This window comes from Pareuzebyella sediminis (assembly GCF_008367235.1).
In the GTDB taxonomy this organism is placed as follows: Bacteria; Bacteroidota; Bacteroidia; order Flavobacteriales; family Flavobacteriaceae; genus Pareuzebyella; species Pareuzebyella sediminis.
This window is the reverse complement of the sequence record NZ_VTZS01000002.1, coordinates 366821-389343: the sequence shown is the minus strand read 5'-3', so window position 1 is coordinate 389343 and position 22523 is coordinate 366821. Positions and strand designations below refer to the sequence as shown.

20 protein-coding genes are annotated in these 22523 nt (G+C 44.6%); 14 read left to right on the top strand and 6 right to left on the bottom strand.

Annotated features, from left to right (window positions below):
• Nucleotides 1–94: 94 nt before the first annotated feature.
• The gene (locus F2B13_RS08330; protein WP_149274617.1) at nucleotides 95–1432 is read right to left on the bottom strand and encodes a Gfo/Idh/MocA family protein; all 1338 of its coding nucleotides are present in this window, start codon (nucleotides 1430–1432) and stop codon (nucleotides 95–97) included.
• A gap of 362 nt (nucleotides 1433–1794) precedes the next feature.
• Between F2B13_RS08330 and F2B13_RS08325 the strand changes: the two genes are divergently transcribed.
• The gene (locus tag F2B13_RS08325) at nucleotides 1795–2145 is read left to right on the top strand and encodes a GIY-YIG nuclease family protein (protein WP_149274616.1); all 351 of its coding nucleotides are present in this window, start codon (nucleotides 1795–1797) and stop codon (nucleotides 2143–2145) included.
• Between the two features lie 97 nt (nucleotides 2146–2242).
• Nucleotides 2243–3085, top strand: coding sequence for an alpha/beta hydrolase (locus tag F2B13_RS08320; RefSeq protein ID WP_149303978.1), 843 nt, complete (start codon nucleotides 2243–2245; stop codon nucleotides 3083–3085).
• Nucleotides 3086–3119: 34 nt separating this feature from the next.
• On the opposite strand, the gene F2B13_RS08315 is transcribed toward F2B13_RS08320, so the two are convergent.
• Nucleotides 3120–4376, bottom strand: coding sequence for an aminotransferase class V-fold PLP-dependent enzyme (locus F2B13_RS08315; protein ID WP_149303977.1), 1257 nt, complete (start codon nucleotides 4374–4376; stop codon nucleotides 3120–3122).
• A gap of 279 nt (nucleotides 4377–4655) precedes the next feature.
• Between F2B13_RS08315 and F2B13_RS08310 the strand changes: the two genes are divergently transcribed.
• A complete protein-coding gene (locus tag F2B13_RS08310; protein WP_149303976.1) occupies nucleotides 4656–6053 on the top strand; it encodes a BNR-4 repeat-containing protein in 1398 nt (465 codons plus the stop codon).
• A 105-nt stretch (nucleotides 6054–6158) separates the two neighbouring features.
• On the opposite strand, the gene F2B13_RS08305 is transcribed toward F2B13_RS08310, so the two are convergent.
• The gene (locus tag F2B13_RS08305) at nucleotides 6159–7247 is read right to left on the bottom strand and encodes a toll/interleukin-1 receptor domain-containing protein (protein ID WP_149274612.1); all 1089 of its coding nucleotides are present in this window, start codon (nucleotides 7245–7247) and stop codon (nucleotides 6159–6161) included.
• A gap of 214 nt (nucleotides 7248–7461) precedes the next feature.
• On the opposite strand from F2B13_RS08305, the gene F2B13_RS08300 reads away from it, so the two are divergent.
• From F2B13_RS08300 to F2B13_RS08265, 8 genes are all read left to right on the top strand, one after another.
• Nucleotides 7462–8778 (top strand): gluconate:H+ symporter, encoded by a 1317-nt coding sequence (locus F2B13_RS08300; protein WP_149274611.1) that lies wholly within the window; start codon nucleotides 7462–7464, stop codon nucleotides 8776–8778.
• 11 nt (nucleotides 8779–8789) lie between these two features.
• The gene (locus F2B13_RS08295; protein WP_149274610.1) at nucleotides 8790–9263 is read left to right on the top strand and encodes a RidA family protein; all 474 of its coding nucleotides are present in this window, start codon (nucleotides 8790–8792) and stop codon (nucleotides 9261–9263) included.
• Nucleotides 9260–10372 (top strand): D-TA family PLP-dependent enzyme, encoded by a 1113-nt coding sequence (locus F2B13_RS08290; RefSeq protein WP_149274609.1) that lies wholly within the window; start codon nucleotides 9260–9262, stop codon nucleotides 10370–10372. Before F2B13_RS08295 ends, F2B13_RS08290 begins: the two co-directional genes overlap by 4 nt.
• Before the next feature lies 1 nt (nucleotide 10373).
• Nucleotides 10374–11438, top strand: a complete 1065-nt coding sequence (locus tag F2B13_RS08285) for a dipeptidase (RefSeq protein WP_149303975.1) — start codon at nucleotides 10374–10376, stop codon at nucleotides 11436–11438.
• A 136-nt stretch (nucleotides 11439–11574) separates the two neighbouring features.
• Nucleotides 11575–12318, top strand: a complete 744-nt coding sequence (locus F2B13_RS08280; protein ID WP_149274607.1) for an SGNH/GDSL hydrolase family protein — start codon at nucleotides 11575–11577, stop codon at nucleotides 12316–12318.
• Nucleotides 12319–12379: 61 nt separating this feature from the next.
• Nucleotides 12380–13033, top strand: coding sequence for a hypothetical protein (locus F2B13_RS08275; RefSeq protein WP_149274606.1), 654 nt, complete (start codon nucleotides 12380–12382; stop codon nucleotides 13031–13033).
• Nucleotides 13034–13095: 62 nt separating this feature from the next.
• Nucleotides 13096–13983, top strand: a complete 888-nt coding sequence (locus F2B13_RS08270; protein ID WP_149274605.1) for a carbon-nitrogen hydrolase — start codon at nucleotides 13096–13098, stop codon at nucleotides 13981–13983.
• Nucleotides 13980–15020, top strand: a complete 1041-nt coding sequence (locus F2B13_RS08265; protein ID WP_149274604.1) for an agmatine deiminase family protein — start codon at nucleotides 13980–13982, stop codon at nucleotides 15018–15020. The genes F2B13_RS08270 and F2B13_RS08265 overlap by 4 nt, the downstream gene beginning before the upstream one ends.
• A 52-nt stretch (nucleotides 15021–15072) precedes the next feature.
• On the opposite strand, the gene F2B13_RS08260 is transcribed toward F2B13_RS08265, so the two are convergent.
• Nucleotides 15073–17271, bottom strand: coding sequence for an acylase (locus F2B13_RS08260; RefSeq protein WP_394348965.1), 2199 nt, complete (start codon nucleotides 17269–17271; stop codon nucleotides 15073–15075).
• Between the two features lie 136 nt (nucleotides 17272–17407).
• On the opposite strand from F2B13_RS08260, the gene F2B13_RS08255 reads away from it, so the two are divergent.
• From F2B13_RS08255 to F2B13_RS08245, 3 genes are read left to right on the top strand one after another with little or no spacing between them, the layout of a single operon-like run.
• Complete coding sequence (locus tag F2B13_RS08255; protein WP_149274602.1) at nucleotides 17408–19144, top strand: ABC transporter ATP-binding protein; 1737 nt, start codon at nucleotides 17408–17410, stop codon at nucleotides 19142–19144.
• 10 nt (nucleotides 19145–19154) lie between these two features.
• Entirely contained in the window at nucleotides 19155–19955 is an 801-nt protein-coding gene (locus F2B13_RS08250) for a polysaccharide deacetylase family protein (protein ID WP_149274601.1), read from the top strand.
• A 23-nt stretch (nucleotides 19956–19978) separates the two neighbouring features.
• The gene (locus tag F2B13_RS08245; protein ID WP_149274600.1) at nucleotides 19979–21781 is read left to right on the top strand and encodes a glycoside hydrolase family 9 protein; all 1803 of its coding nucleotides are present in this window, start codon (nucleotides 19979–19981) and stop codon (nucleotides 21779–21781) included.
• 13 nt (nucleotides 21782–21794) lie between these two features.
• On the opposite strand, the gene F2B13_RS08240 is transcribed toward F2B13_RS08245, so the two are convergent.
• Nucleotides 21795–22121 carry a 2Fe-2S iron-sulfur cluster-binding protein gene (locus F2B13_RS08240; RefSeq protein ID WP_149274599.1) on the bottom strand — a complete coding sequence of 109 codons (327 nt, stop codon included), beginning with the start codon at nucleotides 22119–22121 and terminating at the stop codon, nucleotides 21795–21797.
• 42 nt (nucleotides 22122–22163) lie between these two features.
• Nucleotides 22164–22511 (bottom strand): four helix bundle protein, encoded by a 348-nt coding sequence (locus F2B13_RS08235; protein WP_149274598.1) that lies wholly within the window; start codon nucleotides 22509–22511, stop codon nucleotides 22164–22166.
• Nucleotides 22512–22523: the final 12 nt, after the last annotated feature.

The following is a 22523-nucleotide window of genomic DNA, read 5'->3' as shown; positions in this document are numbered from 1 at the left end:
AGGAAAAAATAGGGTACAAAAAAAGACCCCCTTGCCTCATTGGGCAAGGGGGTCTGAAATATCTATTGACCTAAGCAATTACCAAGAAAACGTGCTATACACTTTCAGGAACCTCAAACCCTTCGCGATAATCACGCTTAAGCATTTTATCGGCTTCGGCATCATTTACGAAAGTTTCCGTTTTTGGGTCAAAATCCAAAACACGATCCAAACGATAGGCGATATTACCCAAGTGGGCCAGACCTGAAGAAAGGTGGGCCGTTTCGACCGGACCGTTCAAAATACTCTTATCATGTTTACGGACGGCTTCTATAAAATTGGTGAAATGGCCTACGGTACCACCGGCACCCCGATCCATTCCAGTACCTGAGTCACCACCATCGGTACCCGACTGGCCAGGTGTTCTATCTTGCCCAAGATACGTTTTGTAGGTATCATAACCATCTACAACAAGAATACCTTTATCCCCATAAAAAATGTTTCCTACCGTAACATCACTTTCGGTATTTGTACACCATGGTCGCACCTCGAACTGTATAATTTTATTTTCCTCAGGATATTTATATACCGATGTAAGAACCTCGGGTACCTCTTTGGCATCGTCCCAAAGGAATTTGCCTCCCATCGAAGTGATTTTTGAAGGGAGGCCCACATCTAAGCCCCACATACAAAGATCGGTCTCATGAATACCTTGATTGCCCACATCACCATTTCCATAATCCCAGTGCCAATGCCAATTGTAATGCACAAGATTCTTGGTGAACGGACGTTTATGCGCGGGCCCAGTCCATAAATCATAGTCAATACCCTCCGGAACAGGAGAGGTACCTTGATCGCCTATGCTCGGTCTCCAACGAAAGACAAGACCGCGAGCCATATAGACACGACCTATGTATCCATCTCTCAGCAGCTGAATCGCTTCGTTCACCGCAGGAGAGCTTCTCAATTGCACTCCATGCTGTACTATTCGATCATATTTGTTGGCCGCCTCTACCATTTTTCGACCCTCCCAAATATTATGTGAGCCCGGCTTTTCAACATATACATCCTTTCCTGCCTGACAGGCCCATATAACCGATAAGGCATGCCAGTGGTTAGGGGACGCGATACTAATAACATCAATATCTTTGTCGTCCATTACCCTTCGTAGGTCTTGCTCCAACGAAACGTCCTTATTGTAGGTTTCCTTAAAAGATTGTTGCCGTTTTTTTAATAGGTTCATATCGGGATCACAAAGGGTCGTGATCTGAACATTTTTTTGGGCCATAAAACCCTCAATATGACTCTTTCCACGTCCATTAATCCCCAATACAGCGGCATTAATTCGGTCATTTGCCCCAAAGACACTGGCCGAAACTATGCTCGGAGCAGCAATGACCCCAGAGCCTGCAACGGCAGTTTTTTTGATGAAAGACCTTCTTGTTGAACTCATTTTTCTCAATTTTTGATTTATTTATAGTATGTTACGGATTTGTTTTTTTAATCATTATTATCGTTTTCAAAGCAGACACCTGAGGACGGCCTAAATACTATCTCAATGGCGGTCCTTGCAACCACTTAGACAGGGAAAGTTAATGTATTTTTTTCAGTTCCTAAATAGATGCGTCAATATTTTTTGAATTTATCAACACAGCGGCCTTTTTGCAATAAAGAACACAATCCGGTGCCTTGCGTTTTAAAATTGGCATTCTTTTTACTTCGCTAATAAATTTTAAATAATACATCACTATCTTTAGGTTCAACTTAGAAACCAAGAGTGCCCTACACCTTAAACCTACGAACACTCCCTTATCTATGCCAAAAAACCAGTACCGCATATATGTTGTTGAACTTTCAAAACGCGTCTTTAGCGAAAACCAAAAGTTTAGGGCCGCTAATCCACAATTTAATGGAGTACTACAATGCCTATATGTTGGCATGACCAGTAAGACCCCTCGTGAACGGTTTGAACAGCATAAAACGGGATATCGTAACAAGAATGGACACAAACTATCTTCGAATATTGTAGAGAAATATGGTCTTTATTTAAGACCATCCCTATATAATCATATCGCTCCCCTATCGAATCGGGATGAAGCGATCACGATGGAAAAAAAACTTGCTCTTTCGTTGCGAAGACAACGTTATGCGGTTTGGTTCAATTAATTGGGCCTTCGGGTTAGTTCTAAAACCCTAACTTGTGGTCAGGCCTAAAAGTACTTGGCCCTTAATGCAGAAAAATAATATAGAGGAAATATAAATTATGTATAAAAAGAAATTACTAAATATTTTGCTCTTTTTCTTCTTGATCAATTTTTGTTGGGCCCAAGAACAAGTGATGTATAAAAAGGCGGATACCACGAGCCTCTTTTTAGAAATTTATAACCCGCTGAAAATGGAGCTTGCCAAAAAGTATCCGGCCATGATATTCTTTTTTGGGGGTGGTTGGAAAGGAGGGAATAGATCCCAATTTGTAGAACATGCCAAATACTTTTCACAGCGTGGCATAGTTTGTTTTCTTGCCGATTACAGAATAGAGAACCAGCATGGCACCACACCCTTTGATTCCCTCGAAGATGCTAAATCGGCAATTCGCTACATTCGTAAAAATGCAGTTGAATTAGGTATCGATCCGCAAAAAATCATTGCTTCAGGGGGTTCGGCTGGCGGCCATCTTGCTGCAGCGACAGCCCTCATCGAAGGGTATGACAACGCCGATGAAAATCTGGGCGTCAGCAGCGTTCCGCAAGCCTTGGTACTCTTTAACCCTGTCATAGATAACGGGCCTGGCGGTTATGGCTATGAAAGGATCGGTGAACGTTATAAAGCCTTTTCTCCGCTACACAACATTAAAAAAGGAGCCCCCCCTACGATCCTATTTTTGGGTACAGAAGATAAACTTATTCCGGTAGTTACCGCACAGTACTATAAAATGGTCATGGAAAAGGTAGGAAGCCGCTGTAACTTGAGATTATATGAAAAACAAGGTCATGGTTTTTTTAACTATAACAATACGGCAATGTTTCAAGAAACAGTTAAAGAAACAGATTGGTTTTTACAATCATTAGACTACCTAACGCAGAAAACGGTTCTTTTTACCAATTAAAGAATAGGCCTGAATCCATTCGAACCATCAGCCATCATGAGGCTAGCTTTTTCATAGCGGCTATGAAAACATCAAGTTCTTTGGTCGTGGTGTATACATTTGGCGTGATGCGACAACCCTGCACATTGGCATAGTCGACACCTACGGTATATATGCCGTACTCTTCAAGTAGCGTCTTTTCTACCTGCTTGGGCTTCATCGTCGATATGCCAATATTGGCAATACCACAGCTCCTTTGTTCATCAGATGGAGTATTTACTACAATATTTGGAACGTCCCGTAATTGATCGCTCCAATAGCGCTGTAAATACCTCATTCGGTTCTCTTTTCTATCAAGGCCCATGATATCAAGATAATCAATAGCATCACCGATGGCCAAATCGGTGGCTACAGGATGAGTACCTATATGGTTCAACCTGCCAATATCGTTGGGCTCTCGCTCGTAGTCGGCTAGTAGCGGCCAAATTTTGGATATTTTATCCTTCTTGACTACCAACAGGCCGGCACCTAGAGGGGCACTCAACCATTTATGTAGACTCGATCCGTAATAATCGCAATCCATTTCTTTTATATCACAATCGATATGCCCTACACAATGGGCCCCATCGACCAACACATCGACACCATGCGCATGGGCCATGTCACATATTTTTCGGACCGGTAATATCTGGCCCGTGATGTTGATCATTTGGCTGACCATTATCAATTTGGTCTTGTCGGTAATGTTAGATTCGTATATAGCTACTATTTCTTCATCACTTTCAGGGTGATTGGGAATAGAAACGATTTTATTCTTAGTGCCGTAACGCTTTGAAACCATTTCGAACTGTTGACGCATGGCCCCATAATCCTGTTCCGCAAAAAGGGCTTCATCCCCTTTCTTCCATGTAAAACCACATATTACCAAATCCAAGGATTCGGTAGCGTTTCTTGTAATAACCGTAGTATCGGGTTCGGCATTGACCAAAGCCGCTAGACGATGCGCTACACGCGCCTTGTTATCCCATTGTACCGTGCGCATATAATGGCTTGCCTCATAATTAATGGTTTCGATATGGCGCTGATACTTATGCAGGACAGGCTGAGGAATAAAATTATAATACCCGTTTTCAAGATTGATATAATCAGGTTTTAGCAGATAGTCTTGTCTAATTCTTTTCCAGAATTCTTCATCGTCGCCTACTGGATATGCACTGCTCGGGGCTACATAATTTTTATCTAGGCCAAAGGAGAGAAGCGGGAATGCCAGCGAAGCTTGCCCCATGCGTTTTAAGAATTGTCGTTTTTCCATAACAATCGGTTTGTACAACAAGTTAAAAATGATATTTCAAACTAGGACCTAAACTTGCATTTATTTCGAAATCCTTTAAAAATGAAGCTTTTAGGTCGAATAATGTAATCTTTATTGGCGAAACGCTTCAAATTCATAAATGCACTATTCTAGGTTTACTAAAACCACATGTGAAAAAGAATAAGTTATTCATGCAGAAATAATCCATATCGAAACGCTACTGATTTGAAACGTAATATTAATTTCTTGTTCTTAAATTGTACCTCTTGTATATCTCCTATGAAGAAGCTGATAATTCTATGGGTTTGCATTGTAGTCACCGGACCTCTTAGTGCGCAAGAAGCCAATCTTCGCAATCAAAAAGCCGATGGCTATAAAGCCATTTGGTTCGAACTGAATCAAAAATATCCCTATGGGGACAAATATTCAGGGGCCCTCGGCACGTATACGGCCAAGCATATCCCCTTGGCCATTTACGCACCCGAAGTCGACCAAACATTTTTTGTCTATGGAGGCACCACCCAAGAAAATGAGCGACACCTGTTGTGCATGATCGGCGTTTACGATCATACGACTGAAAAAGTTTCTAAACCTACTATCGTTTATGACAAAGAAAATGTCGATGACCCCCATGACAACCCTACCCTGAGTATAGACCAAGAGGGATTTATCTGGATTTTTGTCAGTGGAAGAGGCAGAAAACGCCCCGGCATCGTATTAAAGAGTGAAAAACCCTATTCGATAGCCCAATTCAATATCGTTGAGGAATTTGAATTCACCTACCCACAAATTTGGAATACGGACACAGGTTTCTTTCTTTTTTTTACAAAATATACGGGGGTTCGTGAACTCTATTTCACCACGAGCACGGATAAAAAACATTGGTCGGCTACTCAAAAATTGGCAGGAATACCCTCAGGAAAAGACAATAAAAGCGGTCATTATCAAGTCAGTAGTTCGTATCGCCAAGGTGAAATTCTTGGTACCTTCTTTAACCGTCATACCAATGGAGATGTGGACACAAGAAGCGATCTCTATTACGTCGAGACCCGAAATTTTGGTGAATATTGGACCTCGGCAGGGAAACAAAGAACCGATTTACCCCTTTCAGCGATTCAGGGCAACGCTCGGGTTATAGACTACCACGATCAAAAAAAGAATGTCTATTTAAAAGATATGACCTTCGACAGATTCGGAAACCCCGTATGTCTATATATCACCAGTGGAGGTCACGAACCAGGCCCAGAAAATGGACCGTACGAGTGGCGTGTTACTTTCTGGACAGGGACTCAATGGATCACTAAAATAGTTTGTACTTCCGACCATAATTACGATATGGGAAGTATATTTATCGAAAACGATACTTGGAAAATTGTCGGCCCTACCGAAAACGGCCCTCAACCTTATGGCGTAGGAGGTGAGATAGTCATTTGGTCATCTTTGGATGCCGGATTCACTTGGAAAAAAGAAAAAGAAATCACAAAAAATAGCACCTTGAACCATTCCTACATACGTCGACCCTTACATTACAAAGCACCTTTTTCATTTTATTGGGCCGATGGGAATCCTAAAGAATTAAGTATGTCCCGGCTCTATTTTGGGGATTTTACAGGTAATGTCTACCAACTCCCCTATTACATGACCGAGGCATGGGAAAAACCCATAAAAGTATATTGACAATATTTTCGGACCAAACCGTTTAAGGTCATGTCAAGATAGGCCATTATTATATCACCCTCTTACTATCCCCTTACTCATGCATCGGTTCACCCCCTACTTGGTTCAACCCATCCGCTGATAACAGTCTACATTGAAAGGTAGGTAGTTCATATATTGAACAATAAACAACTCTTGTTTAAAACAGCGAAAAGAACGGGTATCTATCATCCCATTAATAAAATTAATCGTCAGAAACTCTGCATTGTACGAGAACCCCCCATATGTAATCTGCATACCGTTCTGTATCAATTGAAATGAATAATTGTTGTTGAAAATGAGATACTCTTCCACATTAATAGGTAGGCTCTGATTATTTTGAACGGACAATACTCTTTTCCACTTGCCGAAAATAAAGTTTGGATTGTGTATTTCATCTTGCAGCCGCTGCCTGATGGATTTATCTCCTACTGCAATCTCGACCATGGATAGCACATCGTTCATGGCTCCGGAATCATAGTTGGTATCAGGCATATTCAAATTTTCCTTCGAATTCGGTTCCGCAGTCGAAATCAAGGCATCTATTTTTTTGCCTATTTGGTAGTTAATATCGTCCCGGTTCAAAAACTCCTTGAGTATGGCTTGAATATTGTCAAATTTTTCCGTCTTTTTTTCTACCAGTCGTTCTATCTGAAATAAGATCTTACGTTGTTCCTCTATAGACAATTTTCTATCCGATTTCACTTCGGTATGAATCATGCTGATTTCTGACATAGGAATCTTTGGTTCGGGAATTGCATCGTAATCCGTATTCTCCCGTACGTATATCTTGCTGTCCTCTATCTGTTTTAGATTCCTTAACAAGGAATTTTTTCTACCCTGATCGGAAGGCAGATAGGGCGTAATATTATTATCCTTTAACACGGGAAGGATAAAGCTCATATTTATCTCCTCCACCTGAAGAATGACCATATGTTTGTTCAAGGCTTCGGCATAACCAAGCTCGGCCTTACAAGCTTTCGATATATTGGAATCCTTGGAAAGTAAAAAAACAAACACATCACAGTTTCTAATCTGTGATAAAATTTCTTTCCACCATTCATTTCCAGCCCCTATGTTCGAATCAAACCAACAATTATGATAGATACTTAAAAAATCGACAAGGTCTTTAATTTCGGCTTCCTGCTGTCTTGAATAACTAAAGAAGAGGTGCATAGTAAGGGGTTGGTTTTAGAAAATCGATTTCTAAGATAATTAGAAAATTTCAAAAATGACGCTCCATCCTTATCTTGACGAGCCGTTGTCGTCTCGGCAGACTCCCTAATAGGACGCGACCTTACTGTTTTTAAAATTAATTACCCAAAAATAGACCCGCCTCAAGTTTCTTTTTAGAATCGTATATTTAACGACCAGCTTTTAAAAACCTCCTATGCCCCTTGTCATAGTTATTGCCGGAATCATTCTTCTTTTTGTCCTGATTGCCCGATTCAAGTTGAACGCATTTATCTCGTTCATCGTCGTATCGCTGTTGGTCGGCGTCGTCGAGGGCATGGATTTTTTGAAAGTTATTCAATCGATTCAAACAGGTATTGGAACAACGTTGGGGCAACTCGTGCTTATCCTGGGACTGGGTGCCATGCTTGGCAAATTGGTAGCGGATAGTGGGGCCGCACAACGCATCACCATCCAACTCGTTGAAAAATTCGGCAAGAAGAACATTCAGTGGGCCGTAGTATTGACCGGATTTATCGTCGGAATACCTATGTTCTATTCTGTTGGCTTTGTCATATTGATTCCATTGGTATTTACGGTTGCCGCCTCAACGGGTCTCCCGCTAATTTATGTAGGCCTTCCCATGCTTGCTTCCCTATCGGTGACCCATGGATACCTTCCGCCGCATCCGGCTCCCACGGGTATTGCCATTATGTTCGGTGCCGATATTGGAAAAACCCTATTGTACGGTATTATTGTTGCCATTCCGGCCATTGTAGTGGCCGGCCCTTTTTTTACTCGGACGATCAAAAATGTGAAAGCCGCTCCCCTTAAAGAGTTTCTTAACCCAAAAATATTGACAGACGAGGAGATGCCCTCCACCGCTACTAGTATTATTACGGCCTTGCTTCCCGTTTTTTTGATTGGCCTCGCCTCTATTACGAACCTCTTGACTTCTGAAGGAAATTTATTTAGAAAGGCGGCCCAGATTTTAGGCGATCCGGTCATGGCCATGCTCATTTCCGTTCTTGTCGCCATATACACCCTTGGCTTGGCTCGGGGAAAGAAAATGGATGATCTAATGAAATCGATGGCCGATGCCATTTCGGGTATAACCATGGTGCTATTGATTATTGCAGGTGCAGGTGCGCTAAAGCAGGTACTGGTTGATAGTGGGGTGAGCGATTATATTGGCGATATGCTTGAAGGTTCGACGATATCTCCTTTGGTATTGGCCTGGCTCATTGCCACGGCCATTCGTGTTAGTGTTGGGTCGGCAACGGTAGCTGGCCTTACGGCTGCCGGAATTGTAGCGCCCTTGATGACCACTAGCGGCACCAGTGCCGAATTGATGGTCTTGGCCATTGGTTCAGGAAGCCTTATGCTATCTCATGTAAACGATGGAGGGTTTTGGCTTTTTAAAGAATATTTCAACCTTTCCATAAAAGACACTTTGCGCACTTGGACGGTTATGGAGACCACGGTAGGCATCATGGGCCTGATCGGGGTACTAATTTTAAACACTTTCATTTAAATTTCAATAGTATGAGCATGTTACCTTCAGAAAAAATTAAAACCCTCAATCTTGAATTGCCTCCGGCACCGGCACCGGCAGGATTGTATAAACCCGTATTGGTCATAGACAACTTTCTCTATGTTTCGGGACAGGGGCCGATGAAACCCGATGGCACATTGATGCTCGGCCGCGCAGGCGACGACATCAGCCTTGAAGAGGCCAAAATGGGAGCGCGACAGGTCGGTCTGACGATGTTGGCCACCATTCAGGCCCATTATGGCAGTCTCGACCATATTAAACGTATTGTTAAGACCTTGGGCATGGTCAATTCGACCCCCGATTTTGGCCAACAACCCTTAGTCATCAACGGTTTTAGTGAACTGATGTCGGAAGTTTTCGGCCCAGATAATGGCGTAGGGGTTCGAAGTGCCGTTGGTATGATATTACCTGGCGGTATTTCAGTCGAAATAGAGGCTATGTTCGAACTGCATCAAACGCTATGAAGACCGATAGTTGGTACGAAGTAGAGAACGTCGGAAAGTTGGTTTCTCCTGGTCTTTTGGTAGATCGTGATAGAATATTACACAACATTCGAACGATGATAGCCATAGCCGGTGGAACCGAATACCTTCGGCCCCACATAAAAACCCACAAAACCGCTGAGATTATAGCGATGCAACAAGATGAGGGCATTGAGAAATTCAAATGCGCCACCATTGCCGAAGCCGAACTGTTGGCGAGGTGCCAGGCACGTGATGTACTTTATGCCATGCAGCCCGTCGGAGCCAACATAGAACGATTTTTTGAATTGATAAGGGCATACCCCGACGTTACATTTTCCGCTCTTGTCGACAACAAGACCAGTCTGGCTTTGATGGCGGAAAAGGCCCAGGCAAAAGCTATTTCCATTTCACTCTGGGTAGACATCAATAACGGCATGAACCGAACAGGGATCTTTCCCGATGAAGAAGCCCTTGAACTCTTCATTGCCATGGAAGCCCATCCACATGTCGAACCCATGGGGCTTCATGTATACGACGGGCATTTACGCCACACGGACTATCAAGAAAGGGAAAAATACTGCAATGAAGCCTTCAGCTTGGTAAACGACCTTAAACATAGCATTGAGGCCAATGGTATCAAAGTCAAAGGAATCGTGGCAGGTGGTTCGCCTACCTTTCCTTTTCATGGTAAACGTGAAGGTGTAGAGGCGAGTCCAGGAACCACTCTGCTGTGGGATGCAGGTTACGGAAAACTTTTTCCTGAAATGGATTTTCTGCCCGCTGCCGTACTGATAACGCGAATCATCAGTAAGCCCGCTCCTAACCTTCTATGCCTCGATTTAGGGCATAAGCATCTCGCCTCTGAAATGCCTTTTCCAAGGGTGGTTTTTATGGATAATGAAACATTTACCCAGACCGGGCAAAGCGAAGAACATTTGGTGGTAACCTGTGAAAATGCAAAGGACTACAACGTTGGTGACGTATGCTACGCCATCCCCGTACATATTTGCCCTACCGTGGCCAAATATGAAAGTCTTCACGTCATCTCGAAAGGCAAAGTCGTTGATTCTTGGAAGGTCGCCGCACGCAATCCTAAAATAACCATTTAACATGTTCATATTCGACGCCCATTTAGATTTAGCCATGAACGCCATGGAATGGAACCGAGACCTGACATGGTCAGTGGCCGATATTCGTCGAAGCGAGGCCGGAATGACCGACAAGCCCGACCGGGGAAAAAATACGGTCTCTTTCGATGCTATGCGAACGGGCAATATCGGTATTTGTATGGCCACTCAAATCGCGAGATATGTAAAAAAAGGCAATCCCCTTCCGGGATGGCATTCCCCCCATCAAGCGTGGGCCCAGACCCAAGCACAACTGTCGTGGTACCGTGCCATGGAAGAAATCGGGGAACTTGTTCAGATTACTGACGTAGACACTTTAGACACCCATTTAGAATATTGGAAAAACACTGACGGAAAAAAAGCCATAGGATACATTTTGAGCCTTGAGGGTGCCGATTCGATTATTACCCTCGACCATCTGCACCGATCATACGAAGAGGGGCTCAGGGCCATAGGCCCTGCACATTATGGCCCTGGCACCTATGCCTTTGGAACCAACGCCTCAGGGGGAATTGGGGTCAAGGGGAAAGAATTGCTTAAGGAAATAGAAAAACTGAACCTGATCCTCGATGCTACGCATTTATGCGATCAGAGCTTTTGGGAAACCATGGCCGTCTATGAAGGACCTATTTGGGCAAGTCACAACAATTGCAGGGCCCTAGTGAACCACCACCGTCAATTTTCAGATGAACAACTGAACGAATTAATTCAGAGAGAGGCCGTAATCGGGGTGGTTTTAGATGCCTGGATGATGGTACCCAATTGGGTTCGCGGCCAATCCACTCCCAAAAGCATGAACTGCTCCCTAGAGCAGATTATCGATAATATCGACCATATCTGTCAGCTTACGGGAAATTCGAACCATGTAGGTATCGGTACCGATCTCGATGGGGGTTTCGGTACCGAACAATCCCCAATGGATATCGACACTATTGCCGATCTTCAAAAAATACCCGAACTCCTGAAAAAAAGAGGGTATAGCGAAATGGATATCGTGAATATCATGCACGGGAATTTTATAGCATTTCTAAAGCGCACATGGAAATAACGGTATTCACGCTGTAGTCGATGAATTCACCGAATGTATTTCAAGGAGAAAGTGGGGCTAAAAGGCAATTTTTATTGGATTTAAACCAAAAATGAAATATCTATGCCCTCAGACTCCGTCATAATCATCTTCAAGAATGAATAGAAGGCAATTTATACATCGCTCGGCACTTACTGTAATTGCGAGTACCATGGCAAGCTGCCTAGGAAGTGATAAGATTCAACTCACTAAAAATCAGGTTATCGGCTTTTTTGGGGACAGTATTACGTATGCAGGGGGCAAGGGGTATGTCGAGATTTTGCAGGCCCGATTAGGTAAAGAACATCCTGAATTGAATTTGAAGCTATTGAATTACGGCCAAAGCAGTGAAACCGTCACAGGATTGACCGAAACGGACCATCCAGGACCACGGCCCTATCTTTTTGAGCGCCTCGACGGGCTGCTCGACAAGACCGCCCTTGATATCGCTTTTTTTTGCTATGGTATCAATGACGGTATTTACGGCCTTCCTTCGGAAAAGCTATTTAATAGTTTTAAAATCGGAGTGTATTCCTTTCTTGAAAAAATGAGGCAGCGCAACATCAATACTATTCTTTTGACACCTCCTCCCTTAGCCTTGGAGGCGGCTCCTTTATCACATCTGGATCCCAACAAGGACTACGGCTATAAAAATCCGTATCCGAAATACGAGGAGGAAGTCTTGCAAGAATTCAGACGTATCATCCTTGAAATGCAACATCCTTTTTCAAAGGTCGAAATCGATATACACAGCCCGCTGCTAAAAAACCAGGTCGAGTGTTATGATACCGATCCTATCCACCCGAATCATAAAGGACATGAACTGATTGCGGATACGATTTATCGAAACTTTACGTTTTAACAATGCCTTAGGCCTGCATGGCAGGGTATTTGCTATCTTTAACTCGAAATTTCACGTTGAAATGGTAAGGAACTATCTACTCATAATGCTCCCCTTTCTACTCGTTTCCATAATAGGGAGGGCACAAACCGATATTCCTACCCAAAAACCTCTTGAAATCGAGGCGGCCAACAAGATAGATGATACTGAAAAGCCACAACAGGGTACTTCTCTTAAAATACCCTCCGTCGTGTCTGAAGACCCTGAAGTCAATATTGACCTGACCAAAAGAAATCCTATAAAAATGTTGCCCGACCGGGAGCTCGTACAAGCGGGCACCGGAATGAAAATCGACCCTAAAGTCGGTCCAAGAAAACCAAAGGAAGGCTCTAAGGAATTTTTCGGGGATATGTATCTCGGTGATGTGAAGAGCAATGGAAAATTTGTCGGTATTGTGTGCCGTGACCATGAATTTGTCGATGGTGATCGGGTAAAAATATATGCCAACGATAGGGTTGCAGATGCGAATATATTGCTCACAGGAGCCTACAAAGGCATTAACATAGATTTGGAGCGCGGATTCAATAGACTTGAATTCGAAGCCCTTAACGTGGGCTCTTCCCCGCCCAATACTGCTCAAATTGATGTCTACGACGATCAGGGCAAACTGATTTATTCCAATAAATGGCTTCTTTCCACAGGTTCTAAGGCGACCTTGATTATCACTAAAGACTAGCCCGAAACAATACATAATTTGGTATCTTTGCCCCGCGATTTTACACTAACAAATAGGGGTACATGGCAAAAAAGAACTACACAATTGGAGTTGTACAGCTAAATCTGGATAATAGTCCGGAGGAAAATCGAAAAAAATGTCTTCATTGGGTCGAAAAAGCCGCAAATTCAGGTGTTGAGGTGGTATGCCTGCCCGAATTGTACAGCAGTCATTACTTTTGTCAAAGTGAAGATGTTGGTAATTTTTCATTGGCTGAACCCCTCGGTGATATTTCCTTTACCGCGTTTAGCGAAGTCGCCAAAGCCTTGAACGTAGCCATTATCGTTCCCTTCTTCGAGAAACGTATGCCGGGCATCTATCACAATAGTGCCTACATCATAGATAGTGACGGTTCGAGGGCCGGACTGTATCGTAAGATGCACATTCCCGATGACCCCCACTTCTACGAAAAATTTTATTTCACCCCTGGAGATCTTGGCTTTCAGTCGGTGGAGACAAAAAAAGGGAACATCGGCACCTTGATCTGTTGGGATCAATGGTATCCTGAGGCCGCAAGACTAACGGCTATGAAAGGAGCCGATGTTTTATTCTACCCCACCGCCATCGGATGGCATCCCTTCGAAAAGGAACAATACGGCCAAAATCAATATGGTGCATGGATGAACGTTATGAAAGGTCATGCGGTCGCTAACGGCATCTATGTAGCGGCGGCAAACCGAATCGGACTTGAGAAATACCTTCCCAATACCGACGGCATCGAATTCTGGGGGCAATCTTTTATTTGTGGACCCCAAGGGGAAATTTTGGCCATGGCCTCCGCCGATAAGGAAGAGCTACTTATAGCCGAAGTCGACCTGGCGCTTCAAGAGAATGTACGTCAAAACTGGCCTTTTTTCCGGGATCGAAGAATCGATGCCTTTCACGACCTGACCAAACGATTTATCGAATAACCATGGCGAACAGAAGGTTTCCGGCAGAGTGGGAAAAGCAAGAAGGCATACTGCTCTGCTTTCCCCATAACGGTAACGATTGGCCAGGAAAATATGGAGCCATACAGTGGGCCTTTATAGAATTCATCAAAAAGATAGCGAGCTTTGAAAAGGTTTTTTTGGTCGTCAAAGATTCTTCCTTAAAAGAGAAAGTACTGGGAATGCTGGAAATAGCATCGGTCGATAACAAGAACGTACACTTTATTCTACAGAAAACAAATCGCAGCTGGATGCGCGATTCGGGGCCCATCATCGTAAAAAACGGAACGAAGCGCGAGGCCTTGAACTTTAATTTCAACGGCTGGGCCAAATACTCGAACTGGCAATTGGATAAACAGGTGCCTGCTAGAATAGCCAAGGAATTCAACATACCCGTGACCCAAGCCACTCTAAACGGCAAAAAAGTAGTTTTGGAAGGCGGGGCCCTTGAAGTGAACGGCAAAGGTACCCTGATCACCTCCGAGGAATGTCTGTTAGACCCGAAAACACAAGTCAGAAACCCCGGATTTACAAAGGCCGATTATGAGTCCGTTTTCAAGGAATATTTAGGGATTACCAATACCATCTGGCTGAAAGATGGAATTTTGGGCGATGATACCCACGGTCATATTGACGACTTGTGCAGGTTTGTCAACCCCGACACGGTAACGACCGTAGTGGAATCAGACCCCGAAGAGGCGAACTACCAACCGCTGCAAGAGAATCTCCGACGGTTAAAAGAGGCCCAACTCGAAGACGGGAACCCACTAAAAGTAGTCGAACTTCCGATGCCCAAGAATATTATCTTCGATGGTTTACAGTTGCCCGCCAGTTATGCCAATTTTCTCATACTGAACCACTGCGTGCTCGTGCCGACCTTTAACGACGAGAACGATCGGAATGCCCTTAATATCATTGGGGACTGTTTTCCGAATAGAAGAGTTATTGGCATTAGCTGTATCGATATCATCTGGGGATTCGGCACCCTACACTGCCTAAGCCAGCAGATTCCGGCCTAAACCTATAGAATTCCATTTCCCTAAAGACGTGCGGTATTCGGGCCGAATCGGATTATTCCCTTTCCCCGGGACGATAGGTTTCCTCGGCCCTTTGTAACACATCGTTTTTATAGAACGGTACCTCTTTCCACATCCTTTGGCGATACCGTTGAATCTGGTCGTCGAAATGTGGAGATTTCGGATGGCCGCTTTGACCACCCGCCAAAATACTTTTGGCCCTGACCTTTCTACCAAACTCGACCACGGCCGCAAAACTATTGCCACGGGTTCCATAAAGTTTTTTGGTATCGTTGGAATAGCTTGCCCCATACGCGGCCAAAGCCCCCCAACGCCCAGACGCAAAACCGATGGGAAGACTGGGTTTGGCATCATCGAAAGGCTGCCGAATAGCACCTGTCAACCGTTGATAACGGTTCACCTCGCCCCAAGGTATTTTCCATGTACCGAAATCTAAAACTAGTTGATCCAACACTTCTTCCAAGACCCGAATCCCTTCCTGTGCATGTGCCCCGAAGTATTGCATAGTTTCCATATCGCTCAGGCCCTCCGGTCTTTGGGCAGTACGCCCCATGGCCGTACCGTAAAAGTGGGCCAAAGTCATTGCAACAGACTTCTCATTGGTTTTAAAATCCCATCTCGACAGTATCTCAATGGCTTCCCTAAGTTTCGGATTTTTATCATCGTACCGATTATAGGCTTGTATCAACCCAGGAATCAAAACTTCAAACGCGGGTAAAAAAGGATCATGGGCCAATTCAATTAGACCGTCAAGGGTATATCCCTGCCTATCTTTCAGAAGCTCGATGGCATGGATTCCTCGAAAATTCTCTTGGTCCCTCGACATATAATAGGGATAGTTCTTCTTCTTGGGGCTAAATTCCAACGCAGCTGTATAGGGCGTCGAATTACAATTTTGAAGCCACCCGTTCTCCGGGTTCAAGAGCATAATATTTTCATCGACGGTATGCAGCCCTTGCCAATCGGTCTGTGGATCGCTTCCATCCACCGGTTTGGAGTAATCGAAGCGGATGTCGCGTTTAGGAATAAAATTCCCATGGAAATAGGCAATATTTCCTTCGGCATCGGCATATACCGTATTGTTGCTTGAATTCGTTCGCATGTCCATCATTTTCCGAAATCCCGAATAGCCATCCTGCTTGGTTCGAATAAAGGATTGTTCAAGGGCCTTAACCGGTTCCCACATCATCGCCGAGGCCGTCCATCGCCCCTTTGTTTCATGGGTAATGGGCCCGTGATGCGTTCGGAAGGCTGGAAAGGTTTTCGCTCGAAGTGCTCCGTCAACCTGGTAGTGAAGTGTGATATCATAGCTTATAGCAGGCCTAAGCTCTTCGCCATATTGATAATAGATGGTACTGTCACCCGCTATAACCCCTGTCTTTTCTACGAACTCGTCCATTACGTCGGTATAGGTCGACGTATGCATCCACCCCGTCTTTTCGTTAAACCCTTGATACACAAAAAACTGCCCCCAAGTGACGGCACCATAGGCGTTCAGTCCCTCTTCCGAAACCATATGTACTTCCCCCCGAAAATAGAAAGAGGTATGAGGGTTGATCAGTAACAATGTGTTTCCTGATCGGGTCAGCGCACCCGATATGGCAATACCATTGGAGCCCTGGGGTTCTTCAACGGCCTCCTTTTTCTCCGGCCTTTCTTTCCCTTGTTGTTTCAAATGGGCATGGACCTGCTGCACGGAGCCCTTTTCATAAAAGGCTTTGATTTTTTCGGTCGAGATGCGCTCGATATCACCTCCGATAGAACCTTCACTGAAATACATGGGCATCCACGGTTCGAAACGCGTCAATAATTTTGGGGTCACTTCCGGATGGGTATAGAGATAATAATTGATACCATCGGCAAAAGCATCACATAGTTTTTTTAGGTACTCCGGACTTTTCTCGTAATTCAGCTTGGCTTCTTCCTCGGTCATAAACAATTTGGCCCGCAGGTCACTATACAGGGCCTCCTCCCCTTCGACCTCGGCCAATCTTCCGGTAGCCCAAATATAGTTCTGCTCCACACGGTTAAAATCGTCTTCGCACTGTGCATAGAGCAGTCCGAAAACCGCATCGGCGTCGGTCTTGCCGTAGATATGTGGAATACCAAAATCATCACGGATAATGGTTATGTTTTTGGCCTGGCTCTTCCACTGTTGCACTTCGTTCGATGGAACGGACTGGGCGGAACAGGACAGGGCCACAAGAATGAGAAATATAGTTTTCATAGGCATGGCATAGTATTCCCCTAAATTTAGGCACTTCTAATTGAAATACTACTTTTTCGCTCAAATGGTTTGGGCCTATTTAGGTAACTTGCAGGCCAATGTCCAACCTCGCTCCAACGGACCAGACTATATATAAAAAACAATGGCTGAAAAAAAAGTTAGTATCCTTACCGCCTTCAAAACCATCATTTGGCCCAGAAGAAATCTCGTTTTTATTGGCTTGCTCTTGATAGCGGTAAGTAAGGCGGCCAGCTTCGTACCGGCCTACGCCTCCAAATATCTTTTCGATAATATTCTACCCAATAAGGATTTTGAAACCCTAAAAATTTTGGTCGTAATTGTCATTGTGGCCATTTTGATCCAATCCGCGACCTCCTTCCTACTCACCTATATTCTCAGTGTGCAGGCGCAATTTATGATATCGGAGCTTCGCGCCCAAGTACAGAAACAGGTGCTTTCGCTGCCCATACGCTTCTTCGACAATGTAAAATCGGGAGCCTTGGTATCCCGCATCATGACGGATGTTGAGGGGGTACGCAACCTTATCGGCACAGGATTGGTGCAATTGGTCGGAGGCAGCGTCACCGCGATTGTAGCGTTGATTATTTTACTGAACATTAGCACGGGAATGACCCTTTTTACACTCATACCCCTAGCCATTTTCGGATTCATTGCCTTAAAGGCGTTTAAGATTATTCGCCCCATTTTCCGGAAACGAGGAAAAATCAATGCCGAAGTGACGGGTCGTTTAACGGAAACCCTAGGCGGTGTTCGGGTCATCAAAGGTTTCAATGCCGAAGCCCAGGAACATTCGGTGTTCGAAGCAGGGGTAGCCGAACTCTTTCGGAATGTCAAAAAGAGTTTGGTTACTACGGCGGCCATGACGAGTTCGGCCACTTTTCTTATAGGCCTGGCCACCACCGGGGTCATGGGCTACGGAGGATATAAGATCATACAGGGCAGTCTTACCGAAGGGGAATTTATTATGTTTACAATACTCTTGGCCCAAATGATCGCACCCATCGTTCAAATGAGCAATATCGGCAGTCAATTGACCGAGGCACTGGCCGGATTGGACCGTACCGAGGAACTCATGAACATGACCCCCGAATCGGACGAGAAAAACCGAACCATCGTTTTGGAGCATATTAAAGGAGATATCGTTTTCGACGATGTATCCTTTGCTTATGAAGAGGACAAGGAAGTGTTGCACAACATCAATTTTGAAGTCAAATCAGGTGCTGTGGTAGCTTTGGTAGGAAGCTCCGGTTCCGGAAAATCGACCATTGCCGGGTTGGCCGCCACCTTTTTGAATCCAGAGTCGGGAAAGATTACGATTGACGGAAAAGATATTTCAAAGGTCAACCTGAACAGCTACCGAAGGCATTTGGGGGTCGTATTACAAGACGACTTCTTGTTCGAGGGTACCATTCGGGAAAATATAATGTTCCCACGCCCTGATGCTTCCGAAGAACGCCTACAGCAAGCGGTAAACACGGCCTATGTGAACGAGTTTACCGATCGGTTCGAAGACGGTCTGGACACGCTGATCGGGGAACGCGGCGTTAAACTATCCGGGGGGCAGTGCCAGCGCATTGCCATCGCAAGAGCGGTATTGGCCGACCCCAAGATTTTGATACTCGATGAAGCCACTTCGAACCTCGATACCGAAAGCGAGGCCTTGATCCAAAAAAGTCTGGCCGCCCTCACCAAAGGCCGAACCACCTTTGTTATCGCCCACCGTTTGAGTACCATTCGAAAAGCCGATCAAATCTTGGTCATTGAAAATGGGAGAATTGCCGAAGAAGGCACCCATGACGAGCTTATCGCCAAAGAGGGAAGGTACTACAACCTATTTACCTATCAAGCGAGGATATAAACCTATGATTATGCGATCGTATTTGCTAATGGCCTATTTGTCGATCGGACAAATACTATGGGGCCAACATCAAAATCCATCGTTCGATGCCCCTATATCTAAAAAATACGGGGCCATAGTTCGCGGTGACAGCACGCAAAAAAAATTGACCCTGATTTTTACCGGAGATTCCTTTGCCGATGGCGCTGCCCGAATTTCAAGGGTACTTAGAAAAAAGCGAATAAAGGCGGCTTTCTTTTTTACCGGTAATTTTTACCGAAACCCTAGTTTCGCGAAATCCATAAAAAAGCTCATTAAAGACCAACATTATCTCGGCGCACATTCGGATCGGCACTTGCTCTATTGTAGTTGGGAAGATCGTGACAGCCTATTGATAACCAAAAACCAGTTTGTTACCGATCTTAAAAACAATTATAGTGAGATGGAACGGTTCGGTATCACGAAAGAAGATGCCCCGTTCTTTTTACCGCCCTATGAATGGTACAGCGACACGATTTCAAAATGGACGTATGAGCAGCATCTGCAACTAATAAATTTCACCTCAGGAACTTCTTCCAATGCCGATTACACCACACCGTCGATGACCAACTATAAAACAAGTCAGGACATCTACAACAACATTCTCGATTATGAAGAAGGTCATGGCAGCGGTTTGAACGGCTTTCTCCTGTTGATTCATATCGGCACCGATCCCGAGCGCAAGGACAAATTCTATTTGCGCCTTTCAGCACTTGTCGATGAATTGCGATCAAGGGGCTATATTTTTACAGGTCTAAAAGAGCACCTTGCGTTCGATCGTATTAAACTCTAAATTTATAGGCATATAACTACAATATGCCTTTATCCTCCTCGTTTCCCCTTTTCGTCTTTTTTGTCCTTCAAAGCATCTTCGCATTTGGTGCCGAAGACAGTTTCTATATCCGAATCAACCAAATCGGTTATCTGCCCAACGAAACCAAAATAGCCCTTGTCTTTTCTAACGATAAGGTAAAAGAAAACTTTTTGTTGGTTTCCGAAACCGACGGAAGAACAATCGCTTCATTTCCCCTAAAACGCACCAAGACCAAAGGCTGGGGCACGTTCGAGTATTACTACGAGATTGATTTCACGACGGTTACCACAGAAGGTGTTTTTTACCTTAAGGGCGAGAAAACCGACCACAGGTCACAAGAATTCAAGATTTCCGAAAATGCCTATAAACATAAGACCGAACAACTTTTGGGGTTTATGCGCCAGCAACGCTGTGGCTACAATCCTTTTTTCGACGTGGTATGCCACCAGGGCGATGGTCGCTCTTTCTATGGTCCGATGCCCGATTCGACCTTTGTCGAGGCAAGCGGGGGTTGGCACGATGCCGGTGACCAACTAAAATATTTGATGACCGGAAGCTATGCCACCGCACATATGTTGAAAGCCTACGAACTATATCCGGATGTTTTCGAAGACGGTTCCAACGCATTGGGCCAACCGGGCCCCAATGGTATTGCAGACGTTTTGGACGAAGCCAAATGGGGGCTTGACTGGATACTCAAATTACATGCTTCGCCAAATCAATTGATCCATCAGGTGGGTGATGATCGCGACCATCGCGTTGGCTTCAAATTACCGGACAAGGACAATGCCGACTATGGATGGGGCCCCAATTCTTACAGAACGGCCTATTTCGCCAATGGCAGGCCCCAAGGCCTCAATAAGTATATGAGCGAAGCCACCGGCGTATCTAACTTGGCCGGTAGATCGGCCGCCGCCATGGCCATTGCTTCGCGTATCTGGAAAGCCCGTTTAAAGGATTCCATTTTTGCCGAGACCTGTTTAAAAGCGGCCAGATCGTTGTACAAAATGGGCAAGGACAATGAAGGATTTCAACAGGGAAATTCATTCGGTGCTCCTTATAGGTATTCTGAAAAAACATGGGCCGATGATATGGAATGGGGGGCTGCCGAACTTTTTAAAGAAACCGGGGACAAAGCTTACTTGGAAGATGCCAAAAGCTACGCATTAAAAGCGAATACAGACACTTGGATGCCCTACGATTCGGTACCCCATTATCAGTATTACCCGTTTGTAAACCTCGGCCATTTTGCCCTTTACGAACATGTCGATGAAGGTTTTAAGACCAAGCTTGCCGGTTTTTATAAAAGTGGCATCGAGGATAATATCAAACGAGGCGAGACCAACCCATATCGCGTGGGAGTGCCCTTTATATGGTGTTCCAACAACCTGCTGACCAGCCTGATCACGCAAATAGTGCTATACGAGCGTATGACCGGGGACACATCGTACGACCGATTCAAGATCGCCCAACGAGATTGGTTGCTCGGCCGAAATCCCTGGGGAACCTCAATGTTCACAAAGATGCCTGAAAATGGGGAATATCCTTTGGACGTCCATACCGCAACTTGGGCCATTACGCGCAAGGAAGTACCCGGCGGATTGGTCGATGGACCCGTTTATGCAACGATATACAACTCCTTAAGAGGTTTAAAACTGGATCACCCGGACGAATTTGAAGCTTTCCAGAACGACTTCGTGGTCTATCACGACGACATTGGCGACTATTCTACAAATGAACCTACCATGGATGGAACTGCGGGTTCCATACTTCTATTCGCTTATTGGGCGAACTTGGGAAATTGATCTTTCTGTACCCTTAGCTTTCAGGGGCCAGCTCGACCTCTAGGCCATCCAATGCGTCGGTCATGTGAATTTGGCAACCCAATCGACTGTTGTCCTCTACATAAAAGGCCTCGGCCAGCATCGCCTCCTCTTCGTCTGATTTTTCAGGTAGCATATGATCCGAATTCACGTAGCATTGACAAGAGGCGCACATGGCCATTCCACCACAGACCCCAATGGTTCCTTCAGGGGCCAATTCGTAGGCGCGTACTACTTCCATGAGGTTCATGTTCATATCCGTGGGCGCTTCTACTTCGTGGGTTACACCGTCACGGTCGGTTATTTTTATTTTGATATCCATTAAAAAGATGGTTTAGGGGGTCAGGAGTTAGGGATTAGTGAACTATTTCATTGACTGTATTAGACCAAAAAGCATTCTAGAAATCTCATTTGATTTTTCAATTAATTCTACTGTCCTTTCTTCTTGAACATACTTTAATCTTGCAGACAAATATAACATAGATCTAACTTCGCTATTTGAACTTACTGCAAAATATAGAAATCTTATGAAATCCGGATTTGTTCTTCTGTCAAAACCCTCTGCTATGTTATTGGAAATAGAGACTACAGCTCTAGTGATTTGGTCTTTAAATGCATAATCATTAAGGGTGGCGAAATCTTTATAGATTGAAATAGCAAAGTCTTGTGATTTTTGCCAAACCAATAAATCCTCAAACTTTTTTACTGCCATTTCTAAATTTTC